Below are 23,028 nucleotides of genomic sequence, written 5' to 3' on the forward strand. Positions count from 1 at the left end.
AACATTACTACTTTGGAATACACGCAACATAAAATAAAAATGAACGATTAAAAACTAGTTGTAATACGAGTATAAACGATCGTTTATCTACTTTCTAAAACTCTTACAGACTTTTTATTCAGTTTATATTTGCTAACTTTAAAAACTTAAACCATATAATTAATCATACACAAAACGCTGTCTTAATCCAGAAATAAACATTTATGAAAAAAGCTACCTTTCTAATTTTAGTACTAATTCCAATACTTGGGTTCAGTCAGAAAAATTTTATTGATGAATACAAAATAGCAGAAAAACTTTTACAATCGGCTCAGATAGATTCAGCTTATGTCAAATTCAATGCCTTAGAAAAGAGCGTACCAAAAAACGATACTATATATCAATATGCGCTTTGGTACAAAGTAGCAACTGCAACCCATTTACAAGAAGTGAATAGATACAAACAAAAATATCAGCAATCTCTTGAATTTGCAGAACAAGCGCTTGATGGAATCGAAAAAGGAATTGAAATGTTTGATGAGAACTTTGCCAAGCGAAAGTTTTTTATGGTCAAAAATATTATCGTTGCGAATTATGGCTTAGGGAATTTTGAAGAAGGTGAAAAATGGAAAAAGAAAATGTATGAAGCAAAAGAACAAAATCAACTTCCAGAAGGAATAGATCAACACTTCAACTTTGACTTTTTTAAATTTGAAGATAAAAATATTTGGGGCTATGAATGGTACGCTGAATTACCAGAAGACCGATTTTCAAGCAGTTTTACCAAAGTTGTATATTATGTGTATAGCACAAATACTGATGGTTCCGATAAAGATCAACTCTATCGATTACACGTTTTAATGTTTCATGGAGCTAATGACAATTTTGATTATGTAATGGATAAACGACTCGAAACTGCAAAAGGAGAAGTAAGCGGAACTTTATACACTTATAATTATAAAGAAGATATCGATTTTGAGAAACTTAAAAATGATGTCAAAGAAGTTTTGAAAGGAAATTTACAACCCGACACCAAAAGAACTATGACCAAAGATAAAGATGGAAAAGTTAAAGTAGATGTCAAAATGGATAATAAAAAGCAGTAAACTCAATAGCTGTAATCCTAACTAAAAACGTATGCAGTTGACGGTATTACATTTGAGTTTGCTAATTTTATAAACAAGCGGTTCTCTCCTGTACATATTGAAACAATCATAAACGAAAATCCAAATCGGTTAATTATTGCGTACCTAAACGGAAATCCTATTGGAGTTGCTGAAATAATTTACGACAGTGCTTGTCCAATTCGCAAAGTTGTAGTTCCTGAATTAAGTAAATTATATGTATTGGAACGATTTTACGGAAAAGGAATTGGATTCGGACTCTTAAACAAAGTAGAAAAAGAAGTACTTGCTAATGGACATACAGAGTTTTATCTCGAAGTTTATATTCATAACAAAAGAGCAATCTCTTTTTATGAACGTCAAGGCTATATTTCGATAGGAAATGTAGATTTCCCAATGGAATTCAATACCTACGAAAATTTAGTCATGAATAAAGTCCTTGATAAAGCGGTATAAACGGGTAATTACTTATAAATTACTGACTACTTCACGCTTATTAATAAAAATAGTTTCAGCCTTATATCTGTGATTTATTTGCTAACTTTAGTACATAAATATCATTCGCATTAAGCTGAAGAAACTCATGAAAAAAATAATCCTTTGTTGTATCGCAATTACACTATTTTCTTGTAGTGAAAAACCAAAAACTGAATTTTCTTTAACCGGAACTACAAACGAAATTAAGAATGGCACTAAGCTCTATTTTGAGTTTGAAGAAAGCTTAATTGACTCCGCAGAAGTTGTTGATAATACTTTTAATTTTCAGACGAAACTAATCAAATCGCCAATGCAAGTTGTTTTAAGAACTAAAGACTATTCGCAATATCGGTTTATATGGTTAGAAAATAATCCTATGGAATTTGATGCTGCTGAAACGAGTTTTAAAAAAGCAAAAATAGCTGGCTCTAATACTCAAAAAATAAGCCATCGCTTAAAACAAAAATTGGATAGTGTACCAAGAAGTGAACGAAGTAAGTACAGAATTGAATTTGTACGTTCTAATCCGAAAAGCAACTATAGTGCCTATCTTATTTCATTTTATAGCACAACTTGGGGAAAAAACACAACAAAAGAACTATACGATCTTTTATCAGATGAAAATAAAAAATCAGAATACGGGAAAGATATTTTAAAATACATCAAATTCAATAAAAACCCGAAAGTTGGAGATAAATATGTGGATTTTGAAATGAAAGATACAAATGGAAAAACTAGAAAATTATCCGATGTAAAAGATAAATTAGTGTTGTTGGAATTTTGGTCTTCCAGTTGCGGACCTTGTTTAGCTGAAAATCCAAACTTGATTAAAGTTTATGAAAAATACAAATCGAAAGGATTTGAAATATTTGCTGTATCTAAAGATCTGAAAAAGGACTATTGGGTACAAGCAATTAAAGAAGGTAAACTTCCCTGGATACAAGTAAGTGATCTAAAAAGAAACGATTTGGCTTCTACTATTTATGGAATAAACGGAATTCCAGATAATTTTTTAATTAACGAAGACGGAATCATAATTGGACGAAGACTAAAAGGTAAAAAGTTAGAAGAAAAACTTGAAAAACTATTAGTTCAAAACCAATAACTATTAACAGAATACAACTTCCATAATCTTATGAAAAATTACGTATTTCCTATCAAACCTACAACTGAATATGATACGTAGTATGAAATCCAAAAAAGAAATTCCCGTCGTTGGTATTAAAGTTTTTTGCGGTTTGCGTAATAAAAGTATCTTCTACAAAAAACGGATTGTTGGTCATTTTAAACTGTAACATCAGCTTGCTTACTTCCTAGTAGCACTAAAGTAAAGAATTCATAAGTTTTAAACGATTTCAATTTATTATCATTTACATTTGGACTGAGTCAGATTAAACCAAAAACAAACGGAATAATTTTGTAAATTTGAAAAAATCGTTGTTATGGATTTACAAACAAGAAAGCTCAACTTAATAGCCTACCTAGCACAATTACAAGATGAAAAATTCATTGAAAAATTAGAAAAGTTTATTTTAAGAAAACAAGAAGACACATCTGAATATATTCCATTTACTGTTGATGAATTAATTCACAGAATTCAAAAATCTGAGAATGATATCAAAAATGGAAATTTTAAAACTCAAGATGATTTGGAGAAATTATCAGGAAATTGGTAGCAAATGAAAATAATTTGGTCTGATTTTGCAATTGAAAATCTTAAAGATATTTTTGATTATTATTCAAACAAAGCTTCTAAAAGAATAGCACATAAGATTAAAAAACAAATACTTGATTCAACAAATCAACTTCTAAAAAACCCTAAATCTGGTCAATTAGAGTTAAATCTAGAAAAATTGAATCAAAATCACAGATATTTAATTAGCGGAAATCACAAAATAATCTATCGGATAAATGGAATTCAAATCATTATAAATGATGTTTTTGATACTAGACAAAATCCTACTAAAATAAATGATATGAATCGTGATAAAGAATAAATACTGTTTCCAATTATAAATATTTTTTTTTCGTCCTATATCTTAATATTTTTTTAAAAAACGCTTCTAATAATATATGTGCTATTACAACTGAATATAATACGTAGCATGAAATCCAAAAAAGAAATTCCCGTCGTTGGTATTAAAGTTTTTTGCGGTTTGCGTAATAAAAGTATCTTCTGCAAAAAACGGATTGTTCGTCATTTTAAACTGCAACATCAATTTACTTACTTCCCAATTAACACCAAGCGAAAACGCACCAAAAGTTTCTCGCGATTCCAATTCGTTGGCAACATAATAATATTCAGAAACCAATGAAACATGATTGCCCAACTTATAACGTCCACCAAAACCTACTGCAAAATGATTAAGGTCGTCTAAAGGCGATCTGGAAGATGCTCTGTGTATGAATGTTGGTGCTATTTGAAATGAAAAATTCCTAGAAAACTTTCGCGCAAGCAACACTTGTGAAGTAAATGCGAGTTTACTACCAAAATCGTTTCGTGATTCAATTCCGTTGATAAATCGTGTTCGATACGAAGCAGTTTGCAACAAAGTAACACTAAATGGCGTGTTTCCGTTATCGGTTTGTCGAAACAATCGGTATTTTAAGTAGGAATCTAAAATTCCAGTAGGAACGCCTACACCATAACCAATTCCGAAAGTCAATCGGTCCGAAATCCCATAATCGAATCCAAAACGTGCGCTCATTTTATCAGCAACAAACGAACGTCCATTAGAATTTGGAATGTTCCAATAGCGAGACATAAACGAAATTTCGAGTGTGTTTTTTTTACGTGTTTCCACAGAATGTCCAATCGAAATACGTGTCGCTTTAAAAGTAGACATTGTATAATTGTCTAGAATTTGCGGTTCATTATCAAGTGTATCTAACAAACTTTGAGCAATCAATAACGGAGAAATACTAAAGAAGAGCACAAATACTATCAAATTACTTTTCATACGGCGCATAATTAAAATTAAACGTTACTTCTATTTTCTTTGAAATATTGGGCGATAATAATGGTGGCACTTTAATATCATAATCATCAATCATAATATCTAATGTTCCAGAAATGGTATATCCTTGTGCTGATTTAGAAATTGTTGCCTTAATTTCAACAGGTTTCGTGGTGTTTTTTAAGGTAAAATCGCCTTGTATCATTCGCGTTTGTGGTTCACTATCAGAAGCATCAAATCCTTTAATTTTTCCACTAAATGTTGCTTTCGGATACAAATCAGATTCAATATAACTCTCATTAAAATGTTCGTGCATCAATGATTTTTTAAATACAAAAGCACGCATTAAAATACTCACGGCAATTTCTTGCGATTCCGAATTAAAAAGACTCAATACCTGATTGTTTGTTGCTTGTATATTTTCCACGGAAGTGTAAGAGAAAAAAGTAACCTGCCCTTGCCGCTCAATATATTGGTTGGTTTGAGAGGTAACGCTGCCAGAAATACTAAAAAGTAATACCAGTAAAAATTTATTCATTCAATGCTTCTTAAATAATTACACAATGCAAGATAATAACATCCATCAAAAATCCTTTTAAAATTCCTTTCAATTTTATGTCTTGTCCTGCATGAAGTTTTAGGATATCTTTCGTTTGATTTGATTGCATTTCGCACAAGATATAGCTTATATCTGAGTCACCTTTTAAAATTAAACTATATTTCCCATCTTGAAAAGTTATTTCTTTAATTTCTCCTTCAATTTCAATCGCCTTCTCTATAAAACCTTCCAACTTTTGCTGCTTAGTTTCAAACTCTGACAAAAGTTCGTTGGTCGTAAATGCCTCTTCGGCTTTTATTTTTGTCGTATCTGCTATACCTCTATTCACATAAGTATACACAAAAAACAAACTCACAAAGAGAAGACTGAATACAAAAATGATTTTATGTCGTCTTTTTATTTTCATAACTACAGTAAAAGTACTGTTTTCTAGGGTTCTGAAACAGATCAATCTGTCCGAAAAGGAAAATAAACCCGTAAAAAGGAATATTAAATGCTGAGAATTCCCTTAAAAATAGATCGAAATAGTATTTTAGTATTTTAAATAACGAATAGTTTCATCCATGAGAAATTATAGAATTTATCTCTATACAACCATCAGTTTTGTACTGATATATGTGCTTGTCATTAGTTTAATAGTGATTCCACTTACAACCAAATATCAAAACACAACAAAGCTTCAAAACACGATCAATCTTGCCACACAAGAAATACAACAAGTTGATTTTTTAGCGGCTGTGGCTTTAGCGAACAATCTTAAAAAAGAAACCGTTGTCGAAAGTATACAGGCTGCCATTTCTGGAAGCGACAATGGAAATGTATATCTATCTGTTTTTGATTGGTCAGGAATGATAGTGGCACATCCCGACAGAACTAAACTCGGAAGCAAAAACGAGCAACAAAGCAATATGCTTTCCAATATAAAAAGTGTCATCACTGGTGAAGTACTCTATGAGCATTTACAAAATGTAGACGTTGAAACACAACCTGCCGAAATTATTGCTTTGCGACCTATTCAACAGTCCGATTTAATTGTTGTGGCGCATCTTAATATAAAAAAGTTCAATCAGCAAACGAAGTCGTTTACCGAACAAATAGTCACTATTTATCTAATTCTCGGATTGCTATTGTTACTATTTTTACTGGTAATTATTAGAGTATTATCGACCTATTACGAACAAATAATTGATCGTAAAACCGCTAAATTTGAAGATGGTGTGCTCAACTTATCTAAATTGAACAATTCCTTAGAAAACTATCAAAAAAGTATTTCCGAATTAAAAACAAATGTAGCGCCGCCACAAGTAGTAGAAAAAACGATTACTGAAGCTACAAAAGAAATACCCAAACAGCGTTTACTTACCTACATTCGCAACGAATTAATGCCAATTACCATTGAAGACATTGCGTATATTTATGTAGAAAATTCAATCTCTTATGTCGTTCGGAAAGATGGCAAACGCTACACAGCAAACGATAGTTTAGACCAAATATATGCTTCGCTTGATCCTAAACTATTCTTTAGAGCCAACCGACAAACCATTGTAGCCATTTACGCAATTGATAAAATTATAAAATACGGAAACAGCGCACTAAAAATAGAAATGCAACCTGTTTCTGAAATTGATATCATCATTGGAAAAAACAAAGTAGCTATCTTTAAAAAATGGTTGGATATGTAAAAAACAAAATTAAAAAAAACACTAGTTATTTAGTTTTCAAAACGATAATACTGTGTTAAAACCTATAAAACTTACAACTGCTCTTTTTATCTTTACTTAGATCAATATTTTTTATCCTAATAAGCATAAAAATTACCTGAGTATTATACATAAAATAGTATCTTAGCATGTTTTGATTAAAAAATAAATGAACATGAGAAAAGAAAGTAATGCCAAAGGTTGGAACGAAATAAAAACCAATGATTCTTGGGCACTTTTTAAGATAATGGGTGAATTCGTAAACGGATTCGAAAAAATGAGTCAAATAGGTCCGTGTGTATCCATATTTGGATCGGCACGTACAAAGCCTGACAACAAATACTATTTACTAGCACAAAAAATAGCACATAAAATTGTAGATCACGGCTACGGAGTTATTACTGGTGGTGGACCAGGAATTATGGAAGCTGGAAACAAAGGAGCGCACTTAGGTGGCGGAACTTCTGTAGGTTTAAACATTGTATTGCCTTTTGAGCAACACGATAATCCGTACATTGATCCTGATAAAAGCATCAATTTTGACTATTTCTTCGTGCGTAAAGTAATGTTTGTAAAATACTCGCAAGGTTTTGTGGTAATGCCAGGTGGATTTGGAACATTAGACGAATTATTTGAAGCAATTACGCTTATCCAAACGAAAAAAATTGACAAATTCCCTATTATTTTGGTGGGAACCGAATTTTGGACAGGATTAATGGATTGGGTAAAAGCAACACTATTAGAAAAATTTGGAAACATTAGCGCACACGATTTAGATCTAATTCATATCGTAGACAACGAAGAAGAAGTATTGGATATCTTAGATGCATTCTATAAAAAATCCAATCTTAGTCCTAACTTCTAACAAGAAGCTTTGTAGAATAATACACCAAATAAATTGTACGCTATATAGTATAATTTATTTGGTAAAAATTGCACCCGAAAAAGAAAAAAATGAAAAAACAATTCGCAATCCTTTGCTTGCTATGCTTAGGGTTACAACACACAATTGGACAAGAAAACATCAAGACAATGTTTTACAATGTTCTTAACTTTCCAGAGCTATCATTGGATAGATTGGACGAGTTAGAAGTCGTCTTTTCCGATTATCAACCCGATTTGTTTATGATTTGTGAACTCAACGATGAGTTTGGAGCTGGATTGATTTTAAACCGATTACAAACAATTAATCCAAACTACACGCAAGCTGTATATTTCAATAACACATCAGATGATACTGGTAGTGATTCCAATCTACTACAAAACTTAATTTATTACGATAGTTCAAAATTTATTCTCGAAGGACAAGACATCATTACCACTTCGCTTCGAGATTTTAATAGATATACTTTAAAACTAAATACGGTAAATCAAGCTACAAATCCACTACTATTAGAAGTATTTGTAAGTCATTTAAAAGCAGGAAACTCTCCTGAAGATGAATTGCGCCGTTTTTTAATGGTGGAAGAATTAGTATCGTACCTTTCTACAATTGACGTAAATAGTAAAGTTATATTTGCGGGCGATTTGAATTTATACACAAGCAACGACATCACGTTTCAATTACTAACCGATCCAACAAACGCAATCACACTCACAGATCCAATAAATCGTTTGGGCGATTGGCATAACAATAGCAGTTTTATAGATGTATTTACACAATCAACACGAACACAAAGTGGTTTAGGTGGTGCTTCTGGCGGATTTGACGATCGTTTTGACTTCATTCTGACATCTGAAAACATGCTGACAAATACAGACTTATACTATGTACCTAACTCGTACAAAGCGTATGGAAACAACATAAATACAGACTGTTACAATCGCGCTATCAACTCTTCAGATTGTGCCGAAGTTCCAGGTTCTGGCGTAAGCTACTCACCTACTTTACGAAATGCATTGCACGACATGAGCGACCATTTGCCTGTTGTCATGGAATTAGAAACCAACGAACAATTACTCAGCACCACACAATTTACAGAAAAAAACACATTCCAATTTATTCGTGGAAATGTAACCGACAACCAACTGTCATTTATGTTAAATTCTGCCGCAACAAACAATGAATATGTGATATATGACGTTTTAGCACGAAAATTGATGTCTGGTAACGTGAAAAATAACGATATTACCAATGTAAATGTAGCAAACTTACCAAAAGGCATTTACTACATAAAAATTGATGATTTTACAGAAACTAAAAAATTTATAAAAAAATAATTGAATACTATACGCACCCATTTCGCACTATATCTTATACTATTCCTTAGTTTTACAGCTTTTGGACAGCATACAAATACGATTACTGGAACGCTAACTGCGGAAAGTAACACCATTACAGTTGACCAAAAAATTACCTACACAAACGAAACAGGAATCGCACTTTCAGAAATATATTTCAACGATTGGAATCATGCCTTTTCAGGAAAAGATACGCCTTTAGCAAAACGTTTTGCCGAAGAATTCCGTAGAAACTTTCACCTAGCACGAGAAAAAAAACGCGGAAATACTACGATCGATAAATTTTCTGTAAATGGCACTACGGTAAATTGGGAACGTTTAAAGGAACAAATTGACATTATCAAAGTTGTACTCAATAAACCGTTGCAACCTAATGAAACTGTAACATTCGATCTAAACTATACAGTAAAACTTCCGTACGACGAATTTACACGTTATGGTTTTACACGCGAAGGCGACTTTAGTTTGCGTTATTGGTACCTAACGCCAGCCGCTTACAAAAATGGCTGGAAACTATACAGCAACAAAAACTTAGACGATTTATACACAGAACAAGCTACACACAACATTACGCTTACTGTTCCTAAAAATCTTACGGTTGTTTCTAGCGCCGACACTACTGTAGATCGTAACAATGAAACGGTTCAACTTACCGCAAAAGATGTAAAAGACATTACCATATTACTGCGTCAAAACTCTGATTTTAAAACGTTTCAGACAGACAAAGTAAACATCACTACAAACTTAGGTGCGTATCGATTAGACGAAAAGCAGCAAGCAATTGCCATTGATAAAGTAGTGCAATTCATCCATGACAAACTTGGAAAATTTCCTAGAAAAAACATGCTGATCTCTAAAATAGACAACAAAAAAAATCCTGTATACGGTTTAGGACAACTGCCATCATTTGTAAGTCCGTTTACAGATGACTTTCAATACGAAATAAAAATTCTAAAAGCGGTTTTAACTAAAAACTTGGAAGAATCAATGTGGATGGATACACGAACCGAAAAGTGGATTTCTGATGCTTTAGAAACATACATGTTAATGGTGTACGCAGAAACATTCTATCCAAACATGAAGCTTGCAGGCGGATTATCTAAAATTTGGGGAGTTCGCTCGTATGAATTTGCAAAACTAGAATTCAATGACCAATATCCGTTTCTATACATGTTAATGGCACGTAAAAACATTGATCAGTCACTAAACACATCTAAGGATTCTTTAACAAAATTCAATAATAACATTGCCAACAAATACAAAGCTGGTGTGGGTTTAAAATACCTAAAATCATACTTTGACGAAACAGTAATTGACGATTTCGTAAAAGAATTCTATGCTGAAAATCGTTTAAAAAAATCGTCACGAAAAAACTTTGAAGAATTACTCAAATCAAAAGCACCAAAAGACATCGATTGGTATTTTACAAACTATGTAGATTCCAGGAAACGAATTGATTATAAAATCCGAAAAGTAGAAAAAACAGCCGATTCGCTTCAAGTTACCATCAAAAACAAATACGATGGCAACTTCCCTATTTCGCTTTTCGGAATTAAAAACGATTCTGTTGTTTCAAAACATTGGGTTACGAATATTGGCGAAAAGAAAACGGTAACCATTCCGCGTGACGGCATTGATCGTTTGGTATTAAATTACGACAAAATCATTCCAGAATTCAATCAACGTGACAACTGGAAATCCCTAAACGGTTTCTTTGCAAACAACAAAAAATTACGTTTTACATTCTTTAAAGATGCCGAAAACCCACATTACAATCAAATATTCTTTGTACCTGTAGCGCGTTTTAACTTATACGATGGTTTTACGCCAGGAATGCGTTTATACAACAAAGTATTTTTGACAAAGCGTCTTTTATATGATTTCAAACCTTCGTACGGACTGCGTTCAAAGCAATTGGTAGGTTCGGGAAGTATCTCATATCGTCATGATATTGAAAGTACAAAAAGTGATTTATATTTTGTACGTTTTACCGCAGGTGGAAACTACTTTAATTATGAAGAAAACCTAACATACACGCGTTTGGTACCAAAAGTTACCTTTGGTTTTAGAAATCCAGATTTCAGATCGAATCAAAAAGAATTTATCGATTTAAGATATGTAATTGTACAACGAGAACAACCTGAAATTCCAGATCCTACACTTGATAATGAACCAAATTACAGTGTTTTCAATGCGCGTTATGTATACTCAAATCCCGATCCAATTCGTCACATGGTTTGGTTTACAGACTTTCAAATCACAAAACGATTCTCTAAAATATCGTTCAATTTAAACTACCGAAAACTATTCAGAGACAACAGGCAGCTAAATGTGCGCTTCTTCTTAGGAAAGTTCTTATTCAACGATACAAACTCAGACTTTTTCAGTTTTGCACTTGACAGACCGACCGATTATTTGTTTGATTACAATTATTACGGTCGCTCAGAAGACACAGGTTTATATAGTCAGCAATTAGTAGTTGCCGAAGGTGGATTTAAGTCCAAACTAGAAAACCCGTTCTCTAACGACTTAATTGGAACTGTAAATGCGAGTTACAGTATTTGGCGTTGGGTTGAAGCATATGGAGACGTTGGATTTATAAAAAACAATGGCGCAAACGCACGTTTTGTATACGATTCTGGAGTGCGACTCAACTTGGTTCCAGACTTTTTTGAATTGTATTTCCCTGTCTACTCCAACAACGGTTGGGAAATTGCACAACCAGGATTTGATCAGCGCATCCGATTTATTGTTACGTTAAGTCCAAAAACATTGCTGAAATTATTCACACGAAAGTGGTTTTAAGATAGCGGTAATTAGAATGCTACTTATAAATACGATTCATTATCAATCTATAATGTCACTTCTTTTGCGTTACACATTCGATAGCAGTAATTCAACCCTTTTGGTATAGTTCTTGGTAGCTAATAACGAATTAATCTTGAATTAAAACTATCATGAAAAAATTACACACCAAAACAGTAACTAGCTTATTATGTACAGCTTTCTGCTTAATTTTTACAAACACAATTCATTCTCAAGAAATAAGACTTTTAGGAGGCGTACAAGTATATGGAGGACTCACAGGTGCTTTTATTGGTCCCGGAGTTGGTATAGAAGGAAATATAGGCAAGCATTTTACAATTAATACAGACTTTAATTTTGGTTTTCAAGAAAAAGGTTCTGCTATAGAATTCAAACCCGCAGTACATTTTTATTTTTCTAAGGAAAACAAAGGCTTTTTTATTGGACCATCATTTAAGTATGTAGCAATAAATGAAAAAAATGACTTGGATGTATATTCTGACGATGTATATAGCGCTGGTTTTTCTTTGGGTTTAAAATCTGTATTTAAAGATAGAATTTATTATTTCATACAGGCAAATCCACATTACTCCTTAGGAAGTAGTAATGGTCCAGGTGAATTGGGTAGTGTTGCTGGAATTAGTGTAAACGTTGGATTAAGTTATAAATTATAGTTGCTATACTTTCATTCTGAAGCATCAAAGGTAATTTAGTTTTTCATTTGAAAAAATTAAACAATCGTCAGTCAAAAAGTTAATTTCTTATTAAAATTAAATAAATCGCAATAAAAATAGCTTTTTACTAAATTATCTTCATCTATTTAGCACTTCACGCTATTGCAAAACTCCCTGTTTTTTTGTAGTTTTGCACCACTTCAATCCAAGAGAACTATGCAAGCAAAAGTTGAAAACACACAAGATATTTCATTCGATCAATTCAAAGAAGAAATCATGCAAGATTACCAAACTGCGGTAATTAGTCGTGAATGTAGTTTGCTAGGTCGTAGAGAAGTATTGACAGGAAAAGCGAAGTTTGGTATTTTCGGAGACGGAAAAGAAGTACCACAATTAGCACTCGCGAAAGCATTCCAAAATGGTGATTTTAGATCTGGCTATTACCGCGATCAAACGTTTATGATGGCGATTGGCGAGTTGAACATTCAACAATTTTTTGCAGGTTTGTATGCACATACCGATATTGAAGTAGAACCAATGTCTGCCGGAAGACAAATGGGCGGACACTTTGCTACACATAGTTTGGACAAAAATGGCGAATGGAAAAACTTAACACAACAAAAGAATTCGAGTGCCGATATCTCTCCTACTGCCGGACAAATGCCGCGTTTATTAGGTTTGGCGCAAGCTTCCAAAATATACAGACATGTAGAAGGAATTGATGCAGAAAAATTTTCAAAAAACGGAGACGAAATCGCTTGGGGAACTATTGGAAATGCAAGTACAAGTGAAGGCTTATATTTTGAAACCATCAATGCCGCTGGTGTATTACAAGTTCCGATGGTTATGAGCGTTTGGGATGATGAATATGGAATTTCTGTGCATGCAAAACATCAAACTACAAAAGAAAACATATCGGAAATCTTAAAAGGTTTTCAACGCAACGAAAACGAAAACGGATACGAGATTTTTAGAGTAAATGGTTGGGATTATCCATCATTAATAGCAACGTACCAAAAAGCATCTGACATTGCGCGCGAACATCACGTTCCTGTATTAATTCACGTACAACAAGTAACGCAGCCGCAAGGACATTCTACTTCTGGTTCGCACGAACGTTACAAAAGTAAAGAGCGTTTGGCTTGGGAAGTTGAATACGATTGCAATGCGCAAATGCGCAAATGGATGATTGAAAACGGTATTGAAACCGATGAAAACCTAATTGCTTTAGAAAAAGACATCAAAAAGCAAGTGCGTGATGGTAAAAAAGCAGCTTGGAAAGCGTTTGTAGCACCAATGAAGCAAGAACAATTAGAAGTTGTAGCGTTGCTTGAAAACTTAGCGAAATCTAGTCCTAACAAAGTATTCATTAACAAACTTAAAGAAGATTTAGCTGCTATTGCAGAACCTATTCGTAAAGAGATTGCAGGATTTGCCCGCAAAGCATTGCGTTTGGTTATTGGCGAAGTTTCCGCTGAAAAACAAGTATTAAGCAATTGGATTACAGCGTACTTTGGAAAAATTCAACCAAAATACAGTTCACACTTATATAGCGAATCTGCAAAAAGCGTTTTAAAAATTGAAGCAAATGATCCTGTTTATGGCTCAGATGCAGAAGAAGTGGATGCACGAATCGTATTAAGAGATAACTTTGATGCGATATTTTCAAAATATCCTGAAGCATTAATTTTTGGAGAAGATGCAGGAGAAATTGGAGATGTAAATCAAGGATTGGAAGGAATGCAAGAGAAATACGGAAAATTACGTGTTTCCGATACTGGAATTCGTGAAGCTACCATTCTTGGACAAGGAATTGGAATGGCAATGCGCGGATTGCGTCCAATAGCAGAAATTCAATACTTAGATTACCTTTTATATGCGTTGCAAATTATGAGTGACGATTTGGCAACCGTTTTATACAGAACCAAAGGAACGCAAAAAGCGCCTGTCATCATTCGTACACGTGGACATCGTTTGGAAGGAATTTGGCATTCTGGTTCGCCAATGGGCGCCATAATCAATACCATTAAAGGAATTCATGTCTTAGTGCCAAGAAACATGACCAAAGCAGCTGGTTTTTACAATACTTTATTAGAAAGTGATGAACCTGCTTTAGTTGTAGAATGTTTGAATGGCTATCGCTTAAAAGAACAACTACCAACGAATTTAGGAGAATTTAAAACAAAAATTGGCGTTGTAGAAACCATCAAAGAAGGAAGCGACATGACAGTTGTTTCGTATGGTTCTACACTACGTATCATTGAACAAGCTGCAAAAGAATTACAAGCTGTTGGAATCGATATTGAAATCATTGATTGTCAAGCGTTAATTCCGTTTGATATCAATCATGATTGTGTAAAAAGTGTTCAAAAAACAAATCGTTTATTAGTTGTGGACGAAGATGTGCCTGGTGGTGCTTCTGCGTTTATATTACAACATATTGTAGACGAACAAAACGGATATCAGTATTTGGATAGCAAACCACAAACATTGACTGCAAAAGCGCACAGACCTGCGTATGGAACTGATGGAGATTATTTCTCTAAACCTTCAGCAGAAGATATTTTTGAGAAAATATACGCAATGATGCACGAAGCAAATCCAACAGATTTTCCGAAGTTGTACTAAGAATTTCGTCATGCTGAACTTGATTCAGTATCACATAAAATATATAAACGCCAAGCTTTTTAAGTTTGGCGTTTTTTATTTGCTATATTTAGCTGATGAATCCAATGTCGAGAATAACTTCTATTTTAAATGCTACACAACTTGATACGGCAATTACCAAAATTTCGACGTTTCATCTTGCTGAATTGGAAATTTCTACACTTCCTGAATTTCAATTGCCAACCAATCGCCGTTTAGGACATTTGATAGAAAAAATAGTGTCCGAACTCATAAAAGCATCTAAAAACTATAGGATGCTGTATGAAAACGTACAAATTATTCAAGAAAAAAATACCATTGGCGAAATTGACTTTATCATTCAGAATGTTGATTCAGAAGAAATTATTCACTTAGAATTGGCCTATAAATTCTATTTGTTTGACCCGACACTTTCATCAGAAACCAACTTTTGTTGGATTGGTCCAAACAGAAAAGATGCGTTGCATGAAAAATTAAACAAGCTAACACAAAAGCAGTTTCCTCTACTCTATCATGAAGCAAGCAAAGCGAAATTACCAAACGTAAACGTTCAAAAAGTTACACAAAAAGTCTGTGTGTTGGCAAATTTATTCGTTCCGTATCAAACTACACTAAAACTAAATTCTGCATTTCAAAAATCGGTTAAAGGCGTTTATATGAATTTTGAAACGTTTCAACATTTAGACCATCCCGCGAAAGCGTATTACATTCCATCCAAAACAGCATGGGGAATTTCGCCTTCTGAAAACGAAACTTGGACAGATTTTAAAAGTATAGAAGCAATCATTTCTAAAAACTTAGCAGAAAAACGATCGTTGTTGTGTTGGCAGAAATACGATAATATGTATGAATGTTTTTTTATTGTTTGGTGGTCACACTTTTAACGACAGTTACTTCTCCATTTTGGCAAAACCAACCGTTTTTCTGTACGTATCTGGTGAAACGCCTGCTTTTTTCTTAAAAAAACGACTAAAGTAAAATTCATCTTCATATCCCAAACAAGCAGCAATCTGCTTTACTGGCTTTGAAGTGAGATATAGTTCCCGTTTGGCTGCTATCATAATTCTATTTGTAATTAATGAAGAAGTCGTTTGATTAAGGTATTTTTTCACAATTACACCTAATGTTTTTGAGCTTACACACAACACATCAGCATAATCTTGTGGCGAATGCAACACTGTATAATTTCCTTCAATTGCATCTACAAGGTTTTGTAAAATTTCTGATTGATTTCCAGAAGTTTTTGGCACTAAATCATTATCAAATTGTTTTTTTTGTCGAACAGATTCTATCAAAAATACTTTCAAAAAAGCAACGAGCACTTCATGTTGTGCGATGGAATCTCGATCCATTTCTCTTGAAATTTGATCGATTAAATTCAGAAATAAAACTTCTTCAGAAATTTTAAAAAACGGCAATCCGTGAAAATTATTAAAAAGTATGCCTTCGGTTTCTATTTCATTTTGATGTCGATATGTACAAAAAAAGTCAGGATGAAAGTTCAGTAAATAACCAGAAGAAGGCGCTGTAGAAGTAATCATAAAAGGCTGATATGGCGCCAAACAAATCATCTGATTTTCTTCAAAATCATATTTAGTAAAATCTACCGTAAGGTTAAAATTACTGCCTTTTAAAAAAACCATTGAATAATAATTTTTTCGTTGCAAATGGTCAAACTGAGTTAAATCGTTGAATTTTTCTAGTCGAAAAGCCAATTCTCCATTATGTTTATTAATAATTACTTGCGCCATAGTGGTTTTACTTACGATCCGAATATAAAAATAATTAGGAAGGAATTGAACCAAACTCCTTCCCAATCTGATGAATTGTATTTATTTTGAAGCTAAAACATCTATTTTCTGAATGTGAGACGCTTCAAAATCGTCCAAAATAACGGGAGCATTTTTCATCAATGCCGCTGCTACTTTCCCTGTTAAGTGCGCGTTTCTGCCTTCGTCATTTGTAAAAGTATCAAAAATGGCATACGTATTCTCATCAATTTTTATAGCATACCATGATAGTGTCTTTACTTCTTCTCCAACAAGTTCTTTTCCTGCATGAAGGAAATTTTCAACAGTTGCTGCTTTCCCTGGTTTTGCTTTCATCGTAACAAATAATCCTTTATTTTGAATTCCCGGTGTATGATTTGCAGCAATTACACTTACCAATTGAATATCTTTTGCAGGATCAAAATTTTCAAGAAGATTTCCTGCATTTGCGAGCAATGCTTCTGCTACTTTTCCTTTCAAATGTGCTTGTCTTCCACTTTCCACCTCAAAAGCATCGTATATTCCAAAAGTCTGTTCATCAATTTGAAACGCAAACCAAGACACTGTTTGTACTTCTTCATTTACTAAAACTAAAGCATTACGTAAAAAGTTCTTTACTTCTTCAACTTTGTTAGCTTTCGCTTTCATAATTACTACCAATCCGACGGTTTCATTTTTTTTGTCATTCATATCATTACTGTTTTTAGGTTTAGAAAATATTTGCGTTGAAATTCCTAGAAGTACTACTAGGATCATTAATTTTAATGGAATTTTTGATTTCATCTTTTTGCTTATTTCATTGTTACAGTGCAAATTTGCGGCAAATTGAATGTTCATAAAATGGATATTTGTCACTTCTACATGGACATTTTTCTAGTTTGGTGATTTGTAGGTTCAGAATTTACGTTCTGTTATACCAAAACAAGATTTAAAATTGGATCATAAGCTACAGGAAAGGAAAAAACGAACGCAAAGCCTAGAAATCGTCACAAAAGTTCTTCAATCACATTTTAAAATCGATAAAACAAGGTCTCAAATCGTATCATGAGTCCATTTTCGTACATAAAAACTGAAAAAGTTTAGTAGTTTTGAATCAAATAAAAAGTAACTTTATAAATGTTCCCAAATTTCAACATATACAGCATGCCCTTATTAATTCTTGTATTTCAAGCATTAATTTTGATCGTATTGTTGCTAAAACGCTATGCTGAAAAAAGGAACACTTCCGATGCTATTTTAGCAATTTTATTACTTATTTCGTCTTATCAGCAAATTTGTTACACCGTTGGTTTTATGGGTTGGTACGATACATTTCGGAATACCAAAATCAACTATTTTTTAATTGATGCTGGCACTGCAATTGCACCATTAATATACTTTTATGTAAAATCGATTACAAAATCGAACTTCAAATTTCTTAAAAAATATTGGTGGCATTTTGTAATTCCGATAAGTTTAGTTGTCTATCGCTTAACAATTTATACCTACGATGCTTTGCAACCAGGATTTAACGAAACGCAGAATGGTGTTTTAAAAATTGCGCTCGACGAAGAAATTATGCAACCTGTTTTACTAATTGTTGGTTTTTCGGTAATGCTACTCTATTTAGCATTTACCATTCAATTGTACTACAATTACCGCCAAAAAATAAAGCAATACTTCTCTAATATTTTTAAGCTGGAGCTAAATTGGATTCGCAATTTCCTCATCGTATTTACCTTCTTATTTCTGTACGATTCTATACAAACTGTTGTTGGTACTATTATCGATTTAGGTTATATTGAACGTTGGTGGTTCAATCTATCCTTGGCAATTTGTGCTATTTATATTGGATTGAAAGGATATTTCACAGAAACTACAAAACTGAATAAACTAGACTTTAGCTTTTCGCCAAAACAAATTTCGATTCCGGAAGCGACAAAAGAAACCAAAAAAGAAGTTGAAAACACAGCGGTTGCAGCTATTGCAGCACTTATGGAACGTGAAAAACCGTACTTAAATCCAGATTTAAACTTATCCGAACTCGCCAAACAAGCCAATGTTACGCGCGGACAACTTTCAGAAATTATCAACAGTGGTTTTAAAATGAACTTTAATGACTTTGTGAATTCGTATCGTGTAAACGCGTTTAAAGGAATGCTGAAAGAAGGAAAACACGAACAACTTTCCTTACTCGGAATCGCGTATGAATGTGGTTTTAACAGCAAAGCTACTTTTAATAGAGTCTTCAAAAAACTCACCAACTTCTCTCCTACGCAGTATTTACAGTCTTTAGTGGGTTGATTTGGGAATTTGTTGATTTGTTGGTTTGTGGATTTGTTGATTCGTCAATTTGAAAATGAAGTTTCATACGCAAATTCACTTACTAAAATACCAAGAGTGCAGCGAGTTTAAAAAAACGTCTCAAATCGTAAAAAATAGTTTTTTGAGTAATTTACCGATACATTTTACGGATATTTAAAAGCTAAAGCTGGAAAAATGAAAAAATCAATCTCATTCGTACTACTCTGTTTTTTCTTGATGAACTGTGTAGATTCTAAAAAAGAAAAGAATCTTCCTAAAGAAAAAACGGTACAATCATTTTTAACGTTTCAAACCAAAAAGCAAACATCTATAGAAACGAATATGGATTCGCTAAAAAATTTCGGAGAAGTCCTAAAAATGATTGATACAACCGATTGTAGTACAAAAACACTCCTTTTTACTATTGAAACTGCCGAAAATAACTATACAATTCAACCGCTACAATTTTGCGGAGATATCTATGATTACAAATTAAGACAAATCATTTATTTTGATACAGACAGTATCACAGTGAACGAGCAACTAAAATATCCGATTACAGCTATACATTCCGTTTTAAAAAATCATTTGATAAATCCGCTAAATGATGAAGATTATCCTTCTAAAGAAGCAACTAAATTCATTAGTATTCATGTAGATTCTTCAAAAAGTATAAAAGAAATTAAAAAACTACTTCTAAACATCATTTCCACGTTCAACTCCTTAAAAATCAACCAAAACTTCTCGTTTATATTTGATAAATACGGCATCATTCAAGAAGTTACGGAGTAGTCTTTCTAAAAATCTATTCGATGTTTTTGACGTTGAGTCAGATTATTGTAATTTTAGCTATGACTGAATTTACACGAAAAACCTAAATTTAGTGATTGCTGAAATAGCAAGAATACTTGTTATATATTATGCCAAATTAGAAAGATGAAATTATTCGGATTGAATAAAAAAGCAAAAGAAACAACGTTTCAAATAACCGAACCTGATAGAAATTGGGTTGAAGATAATTTCAAATGGCTGATTCAAGTTTTTGGCTATCCCACTAGACAAAGTGAACAAATTATAATTACAGATAAATTTTTTCCAAAAACCTTTTCGACAAGTAATTTACAAGTCCAAAACGTGATTGAAGATCTCTGCAATTTGCTCGATTTAGATGCTGGTAAAATTACATTTGTAATGCATCAAGATTTAAGAGATGTGTATGGAATACCATTTGAAATACAAGGCAAACCATTTGAAACGGAAACAGAAATAACTGAGAATAATTACAAAATTCACATTGCGAAAAGTATTTCTAATCGATCTAACAGACTTATATTCAGCTTGATTTACGAATGTATTAAAATTCGATTGACTGAAAACAAATTACAATTCGACACAGGAAATGACACTAGTCTTTTCCTCTTTATTGCAGGAATTTATTTTGGATTTGGAATTCCGCTCGCACAAAACTTGACTGATAACGGACAAGTTGATGATGGATTTTGGGAAACCAAATGGACTTACGTTTCTGAAATGCCAATTGAAGTAATGGCGTTTGGCTTAGCAATACATTCAAAACTGATAGGACAAGATAATCCCGAATGGAAAAATCAACTGCCACAAGCACATAAAGTGCAATTTGAACGTGCCATTACTTTTCTAAATAACTCATTTTCAGAAGTTTTCAATACAAATGAATTAGACGCAAATGACCTATTCAATCAAGCAGACAAAGCATACCAAAATGGCGATTTTGAATCAGCAATCTCTAATCTAAAACAAGTGCTGCTTTTAACTGAAGATGAATTATTAAAATCGGACGTTTACAACAATATTGGCTATTATCAACTAAGAAATGGCGAATATGAAAAGAGTATTGCAAACTTTCGCAAAGCACTTCAAATAGATCCTAATTATGGATTTGCTCATGATAATTTAGGATATGTGCTTATTCAAATAGGACAAATTGAAGAAGGAAAACAACAACTTGAAAAAGCGTTGCAAACCGACAATAATGACAATGCCTACACTTTTAGAAACCTTGCATTATACTTCTTAGCAAAAAATGAAATAGAAAAAGCGGAATCCAATTTTCAATTAGCATTCCAGTCTGAAACTGTACCTGTTGACCTATTGGAATTACATTATGCCAATTTTCTTATCAATCAAGGTAAAAGCGATTTAGGAATGAAATACTTGGAAAAAGCCGTTAAAAAAGGCGAGCCAGAAGCGATGAAACGCATGAACGAAATAAAAAGTAAATAAAACAAATACTCACAAATCGTTTCTTCTAATGTATTCAATTTGTTGATTTGTTAATTTTGAAAATAACGTTTTCTATCCAAATTTCACTTACTAAAATACCAAGAGCGCAGCGATCGAAAGCGCAGCGTGACTAACAACCTAAGAGCATTCACACTGAGCTTGTAGAAGTGAAAATAAGACGTCTCAAATCGTACAATAAGCCGTATCCACACGTTTTAAGTCGTTTAACGGCGAATGATGTTGCAAATTTGTATCAACAAAACGAAACAAATTTAATGCATCATGGAAACGTTCAAAAATTACTTTGGAAAGATTACAAAACCTATTACGCAAAAAGATTGGTTTGCAGATTTACTATTTGCCATCATCAGAATTATATGCGGATTATTAGTTGCCATCGATTTTGGTGCCAGCAAATTTGGAATGCCTTGGACAGACGAAAGTCAAAACTTAGGTTTATTTGAAGTTGCCGCTTGGTTTCCAGAAGATGTTGCGGAATATGGCGGAATATTCGCTTGGTTTCCTATATGCTTCGCTTGGATGGGCGCATTCAGTGAAGCCGTTGGCGGAATTTTTCTCGCACTCGGTTTACAAACACGAATCGCTTCCTTTTTACTAATGTGTACAATGCTCGTTGCCATCTTTCTTCAAAAATGGGGACAATCTACTTGGCAAATGCTGCCTGCAATGGGCTTTCTGTGGATTGCTATTTACAATCTATACTTTGGTTCAGGTCGTTTCGGACTCGATTATCTCATCAGTAAAAAAACAAACGCTTAATCAGTTTATCAATCTATAAAAAATATCATTATGAAAACACTCATCACACTATTTATCACACTTACCACAGTACTTTTTACAAACGCACAAGAAACAGTTAATATTTCCGACTTTGCAAGTTTAGACAATACCAATTGGACAGGCGAATTAATGTATGTGAATTACAGCGACAGTAAAGAAGTAATCTTGCCTACAATGCTTCAAATAGAAGTAAAAAAGAACAAAATTATCTTCAATACAAGATATACATCTGAAGAAAGTGCCAACAATAAAAGTTCTTTAAAAATTAAGAAAAATGGCACATTTATCGGAAAACAAAAAGTAATCAAAGTCAATCGATTAGCGAATGAAAGTATCGAAATTGAAACCATGTACGAAGGAAAAGATGACAACAGAGACGCCACAATATACATTAGCTATTTCTTTAATAACAAAGAACTTATAATAAAAAAAGAAGTGGAATTTAAAGACGCGCCAGGGAAATTTGTCCGCAATCAATACACATATACAAAATCATAAAAAAAGAAAAAGATGAAAAAAATACTCATAGCAATTTTACTTATAGGAAACGTTGCATTAGCGCAAGTGAAAGGAAATAAAAAAGTTATTACACGTACGTTTCCGCTTGAAAATATTCAGAAAATTAAAATCAATTTCTATGCGAAAGTTACCATTGATCAAGCTGCCACAACTGAAAGCATGACGATTACAACCGACGAAAACATCTTAGATTTAATTGGTAAAGAAGTCGTTGACAACACCTTATACTTAG

At 33.1% G+C, this 23,028-nt stretch carries 22 protein-coding genes and 2 pseudogenes; 18 read left to right on the plus strand and 6 right to left on the minus strand.

All coding sequences use genetic code 11. The features are described 5' to 3' along the window. The first annotated feature begins 203 nt into the window (after positions 1-203). The 3 genes and pseudogenes from AB8B65_RS06240 (at position 204) to AB8B65_RS06250 (ending at position 2,685) form a co-directional block, all read left to right on the plus strand. Entirely contained in the window at positions 204-1,085 is an 882-nt protein-coding gene (locus tag AB8B65_RS06240; protein ID WP_405300005.1) for a hypothetical protein, read from the plus strand. Positions 1,086-1,127: 42 nt separating this feature from the next. Further along, a pseudogene (locus AB8B65_RS06245) lies at positions 1,128-1,559 on the plus strand (GNAT family N-acetyltransferase); the annotation flags it as partial. A gap of 127 nt (positions 1,560-1,686) precedes the next feature. After that, positions 1,687-2,685, plus strand: a complete 999-nt coding sequence (locus AB8B65_RS06250; protein WP_405300006.1) for a redoxin domain-containing protein — start codon at positions 1,687-1,689, stop codon at positions 2,683-2,685. 58 nt (positions 2,686-2,743) lie between these two features. On the opposite strand, the gene AB8B65_RS06255 is transcribed toward AB8B65_RS06250, so the two are convergent. Then, on the minus strand, positions 2,744-2,881 hold the full coding sequence (locus AB8B65_RS06255) for a hypothetical protein (RefSeq protein ID WP_405300027.1): 138 nt from the start codon (positions 2,879-2,881) through the stop codon (positions 2,744-2,746). A 141-nt stretch (positions 2,882-3,022) separates the two neighbouring features. On the opposite strand from AB8B65_RS06255, the gene AB8B65_RS06260 reads away from it, so the two are divergent. Both AB8B65_RS06260 and AB8B65_RS06265 read left to right on the plus strand, forming a co-directional pair. Beyond that, positions 3,023-3,256 (plus strand): hypothetical protein, encoded by a 234-nt coding sequence (locus tag AB8B65_RS06260; RefSeq protein WP_405300007.1) that lies wholly within the window; start codon positions 3,023-3,025, stop codon positions 3,254-3,256. A gap of 3 nt (positions 3,257-3,259) precedes the next feature. Beyond that, positions 3,260-3,577, plus strand: a complete 318-nt coding sequence (locus AB8B65_RS06265; protein ID WP_405300008.1) for a type II toxin-antitoxin system RelE/ParE family toxin — start codon at positions 3,260-3,262, stop codon at positions 3,575-3,577. Positions 3,578-3,661: 84 nt separating this feature from the next. Here AB8B65_RS06265 and AB8B65_RS06270 read toward each other — a convergent pair whose 3' ends face one another. From AB8B65_RS06270 to AB8B65_RS06280, 3 genes are read right to left on the minus strand one after another with little or no spacing between them, the layout of a single operon-like run. After that, positions 3,662-4,540 carry a DUF5777 family beta-barrel protein gene (locus tag AB8B65_RS06270; RefSeq protein ID WP_405300009.1) on the minus strand — a complete coding sequence of 293 codons (879 nt, stop codon included), beginning with the start codon at positions 4,538-4,540 and terminating at the stop codon, positions 3,662-3,664. Next, positions 4,530-5,075 carry a YceI family protein gene (locus AB8B65_RS06275; protein ID WP_405300011.1) on the minus strand — a complete coding sequence of 182 codons (546 nt, stop codon included), beginning with the start codon at positions 5,073-5,075 and terminating at the stop codon, positions 4,530-4,532. The genes AB8B65_RS06270 and AB8B65_RS06275 overlap by 11 nt, the downstream gene beginning before the upstream one ends. 10 nt (positions 5,076-5,085) lie before the next feature. Beyond that, positions 5,086-5,502, minus strand: coding sequence for an OB-fold protein (locus tag AB8B65_RS06280; protein WP_405300012.1), 417 nt, complete (start codon positions 5,500-5,502; stop codon positions 5,086-5,088). Between the two features lie 157 nt (positions 5,503-5,659). Here AB8B65_RS06280 and AB8B65_RS06285 point away from each other — a divergent pair, with 157 nt between their 5' ends. The 7 genes from AB8B65_RS06285 to AB8B65_RS06315 all read left to right on the plus strand — a co-directional run bounded on the left by AB8B65_RS06285 (position 5,660) and on the right by AB8B65_RS06315 (position 16,046). Then, a complete protein-coding gene (locus AB8B65_RS06285) occupies positions 5,660-6,778 on the plus strand; it encodes a LytTR family transcriptional regulator DNA-binding domain-containing protein (RefSeq protein WP_405300013.1) in 1,119 nt (372 codons plus the stop codon). 193 nt (positions 6,779-6,971) lie between these two features. Then, a complete protein-coding gene (locus AB8B65_RS06290; RefSeq protein ID WP_405300014.1) occupies positions 6,972-7,661 on the plus strand; it encodes a TIGR00730 family Rossman fold protein in 690 nt (229 codons plus the stop codon). Positions 7,662-7,750: 89 nt separating this feature from the next. After that, a complete protein-coding gene (locus AB8B65_RS06295) occupies positions 7,751-9,016 on the plus strand; it encodes a T9SS type A sorting domain-containing protein (protein ID WP_405300015.1) in 1,266 nt (421 codons plus the stop codon). Further along, positions 9,017-11,842: a metalloprotease gene (locus AB8B65_RS06300; protein ID WP_405300016.1), complete on the plus strand. Its 2,826-nt coding sequence runs from the start codon at positions 9,017-9,019 to the stop codon at positions 11,840-11,842. It abuts the gene before it with no gap. Between the two features lie 152 nt (positions 11,843-11,994). Continuing rightward, a complete protein-coding gene (locus AB8B65_RS06305; protein ID WP_405300017.1) occupies positions 11,995-12,516 on the plus strand; it encodes a DUF3575 domain-containing protein in 522 nt (173 codons plus the stop codon). 216 nt (positions 12,517-12,732) lie between these two features. After that, positions 12,733-15,144 (plus strand): thiamine pyrophosphate-dependent enzyme, encoded by a 2,412-nt coding sequence (locus AB8B65_RS06310; RefSeq protein WP_405300018.1) that lies wholly within the window; start codon positions 12,733-12,735, stop codon positions 15,142-15,144. 104 nt (positions 15,145-15,248) lie between these two features. Further along, on the plus strand, positions 15,249-16,046 hold the full coding sequence (locus AB8B65_RS06315; protein ID WP_405300019.1) for a DUF1853 family protein: 798 nt from the start codon (positions 15,249-15,251) through the stop codon (positions 16,044-16,046). Between the two features lie 6 nt (positions 16,047-16,052). Here AB8B65_RS06315 and AB8B65_RS06320 read toward each other — a convergent pair whose 3' ends face one another. Together AB8B65_RS06320 and AB8B65_RS06325 are read right to left on the minus strand one after the other, a co-directional pair. Continuing rightward, positions 16,053-16,913 carry a helix-turn-helix domain-containing protein gene (locus tag AB8B65_RS06320; RefSeq protein ID WP_405300020.1) on the minus strand — a complete coding sequence of 287 codons (861 nt, stop codon included), beginning with the start codon at positions 16,911-16,913 and terminating at the stop codon, positions 16,053-16,055. Positions 16,914-17,309: 396 nt separating this feature from the next. After that, positions 17,310-17,621: pseudogene (locus tag AB8B65_RS06325) on the minus strand (putative quinol monooxygenase); the annotation flags it as partial. A gap of 453 nt (positions 17,622-18,074) precedes the next feature. On the opposite strand from AB8B65_RS06325, the gene AB8B65_RS06330 reads away from it, so the two are divergent. The 6 genes from AB8B65_RS06330 to AB8B65_RS06355 form a co-directional block, all read left to right on the plus strand. Next, a complete protein-coding gene (locus AB8B65_RS06330) occupies positions 18,075-19,214 on the plus strand; it encodes a helix-turn-helix domain-containing protein (protein ID WP_405300021.1) in 1,140 nt (379 codons plus the stop codon). Positions 19,215-19,409: 195 nt separating this feature from the next. Continuing rightward, entirely contained in the window at positions 19,410-20,006 is a 597-nt protein-coding gene (locus tag AB8B65_RS06335; RefSeq protein WP_405300022.1) for a hypothetical protein, read from the plus strand. A 144-nt stretch (positions 20,007-20,150) separates the two neighbouring features. After that, entirely contained in the window at positions 20,151-21,476 is a 1,326-nt protein-coding gene (locus AB8B65_RS06340; RefSeq protein WP_405300023.1) for a tetratricopeptide repeat protein, read from the plus strand. A gap of 282 nt (positions 21,477-21,758) precedes the next feature. Next, the gene (locus tag AB8B65_RS06345; RefSeq protein WP_405300024.1) at positions 21,759-22,256 is read left to right on the plus strand and encodes a DoxX family protein; all 498 of its coding nucleotides are present in this window, start codon (positions 21,759-21,761) and stop codon (positions 22,254-22,256) included. 30 nt (positions 22,257-22,286) lie between these two features. Then, positions 22,287-22,775 (plus strand): hypothetical protein, encoded by a 489-nt coding sequence (locus AB8B65_RS06350; RefSeq protein WP_405300025.1) that lies wholly within the window; start codon positions 22,287-22,289, stop codon positions 22,773-22,775. A 12-nt stretch (positions 22,776-22,787) separates the two neighbouring features. Beyond that, a partial coding sequence (locus AB8B65_RS06355) for a hypothetical protein (RefSeq protein WP_405300026.1) occupies positions 22,788-23,028 on the plus strand: 241 nt, incomplete at its 3' end.

Source organism: Kordia sp. (assembly GCF_045105435.1).
Classification (GTDB): domain Bacteria; phylum Bacteroidota; class Bacteroidia; order Flavobacteriales; family Flavobacteriaceae; genus Kordia.

What these genes read in the sequence shown, in the direction of transcription:
- AB8B65_RS06240 (WP_405300005.1), top strand. Translation starts at nt 204, where the DNA reads ATGAAAAAAGCTACCTTTCTAATTTTAGTACTAATTCCAATACTTGGG.
- AB8B65_RS06250 (WP_405300006.1), top strand. Translation starts at nt 1,687, where the DNA reads ATGAAAAAAATAATCCTTTGTTGTATCGCAATTACACTATTTTCTTGT.
- AB8B65_RS06260 (WP_405300007.1), top strand. Translation starts at nt 3,023, where the DNA reads ATGGATTTACAAACAAGAAAGCTCAACTTAATAGCCTACCTAGCACAA.
- AB8B65_RS06265 (WP_405300008.1), top strand. Translation starts at nt 3,260, where the DNA reads ATGAAAATAATTTGGTCTGATTTTGCAATTGAAAATCTTAAAGATATT.
- AB8B65_RS06270 (WP_405300009.1), bottom strand. Translation starts at nt 4,540, where the DNA reads ATGAAAAGTAATTTGATAGTATTTGTGCTCTTCTTTAGTATTTCTCCG.
- AB8B65_RS06275 (WP_405300011.1), bottom strand. Translation starts at nt 5,075, where the DNA reads ATGAATAAATTTTTACTGGTATTACTTTTTAGTATTTCTGGCAGCGTT.
- AB8B65_RS06280 (WP_405300012.1), bottom strand. Translation starts at nt 5,502, where the DNA reads ATGAAAATAAAAAGACGACATAAAATCATTTTTGTATTCAGTCTTCTC.
- AB8B65_RS06285 (WP_405300013.1), top strand. Translation starts at nt 5,660, where the DNA reads ATGAGAAATTATAGAATTTATCTCTATACAACCATCAGTTTTGTACTG.
- AB8B65_RS06290 (WP_405300014.1), top strand. Translation starts at nt 6,972, where the DNA reads ATGAGAAAAGAAAGTAATGCCAAAGGTTGGAACGAAATAAAAACCAAT.
- AB8B65_RS06295 (WP_405300015.1), top strand. Translation starts at nt 7,751, where the DNA reads ATGAAAAAACAATTCGCAATCCTTTGCTTGCTATGCTTAGGGTTACAA.
- AB8B65_RS06305 (WP_405300017.1), top strand. Translation starts at nt 11,995, where the DNA reads ATGAAAAAATTACACACCAAAACAGTAACTAGCTTATTATGTACAGCT.
- AB8B65_RS06310 (WP_405300018.1), top strand. Translation starts at nt 12,733, where the DNA reads ATGCAAGCAAAAGTTGAAAACACACAAGATATTTCATTCGATCAATTC.
- AB8B65_RS06315 (WP_405300019.1), top strand. Translation starts at nt 15,249, where the DNA reads ATGTCGAGAATAACTTCTATTTTAAATGCTACACAACTTGATACGGCA.
- AB8B65_RS06320 (WP_405300020.1), bottom strand. Translation starts at nt 16,913, where the DNA reads ATGGCGCAAGTAATTATTAATAAACATAATGGAGAATTGGCTTTTCGA.
- AB8B65_RS06330 (WP_405300021.1), top strand. Translation starts at nt 18,075, where the DNA reads ATGCCCTTATTAATTCTTGTATTTCAAGCATTAATTTTGATCGTATTG.
- AB8B65_RS06335 (WP_405300022.1), top strand. Translation starts at nt 19,410, where the DNA reads ATGAAAAAATCAATCTCATTCGTACTACTCTGTTTTTTCTTGATGAAC.
- AB8B65_RS06340 (WP_405300023.1), top strand. Translation starts at nt 20,151, where the DNA reads ATGAAATTATTCGGATTGAATAAAAAAGCAAAAGAAACAACGTTTCAA.
- AB8B65_RS06345 (WP_405300024.1), top strand. Translation starts at nt 21,759, where the DNA reads ATGGAAACGTTCAAAAATTACTTTGGAAAGATTACAAAACCTATTACG.
- AB8B65_RS06350 (WP_405300025.1), top strand. Translation starts at nt 22,287, where the DNA reads ATGAAAACACTCATCACACTATTTATCACACTTACCACAGTACTTTTT.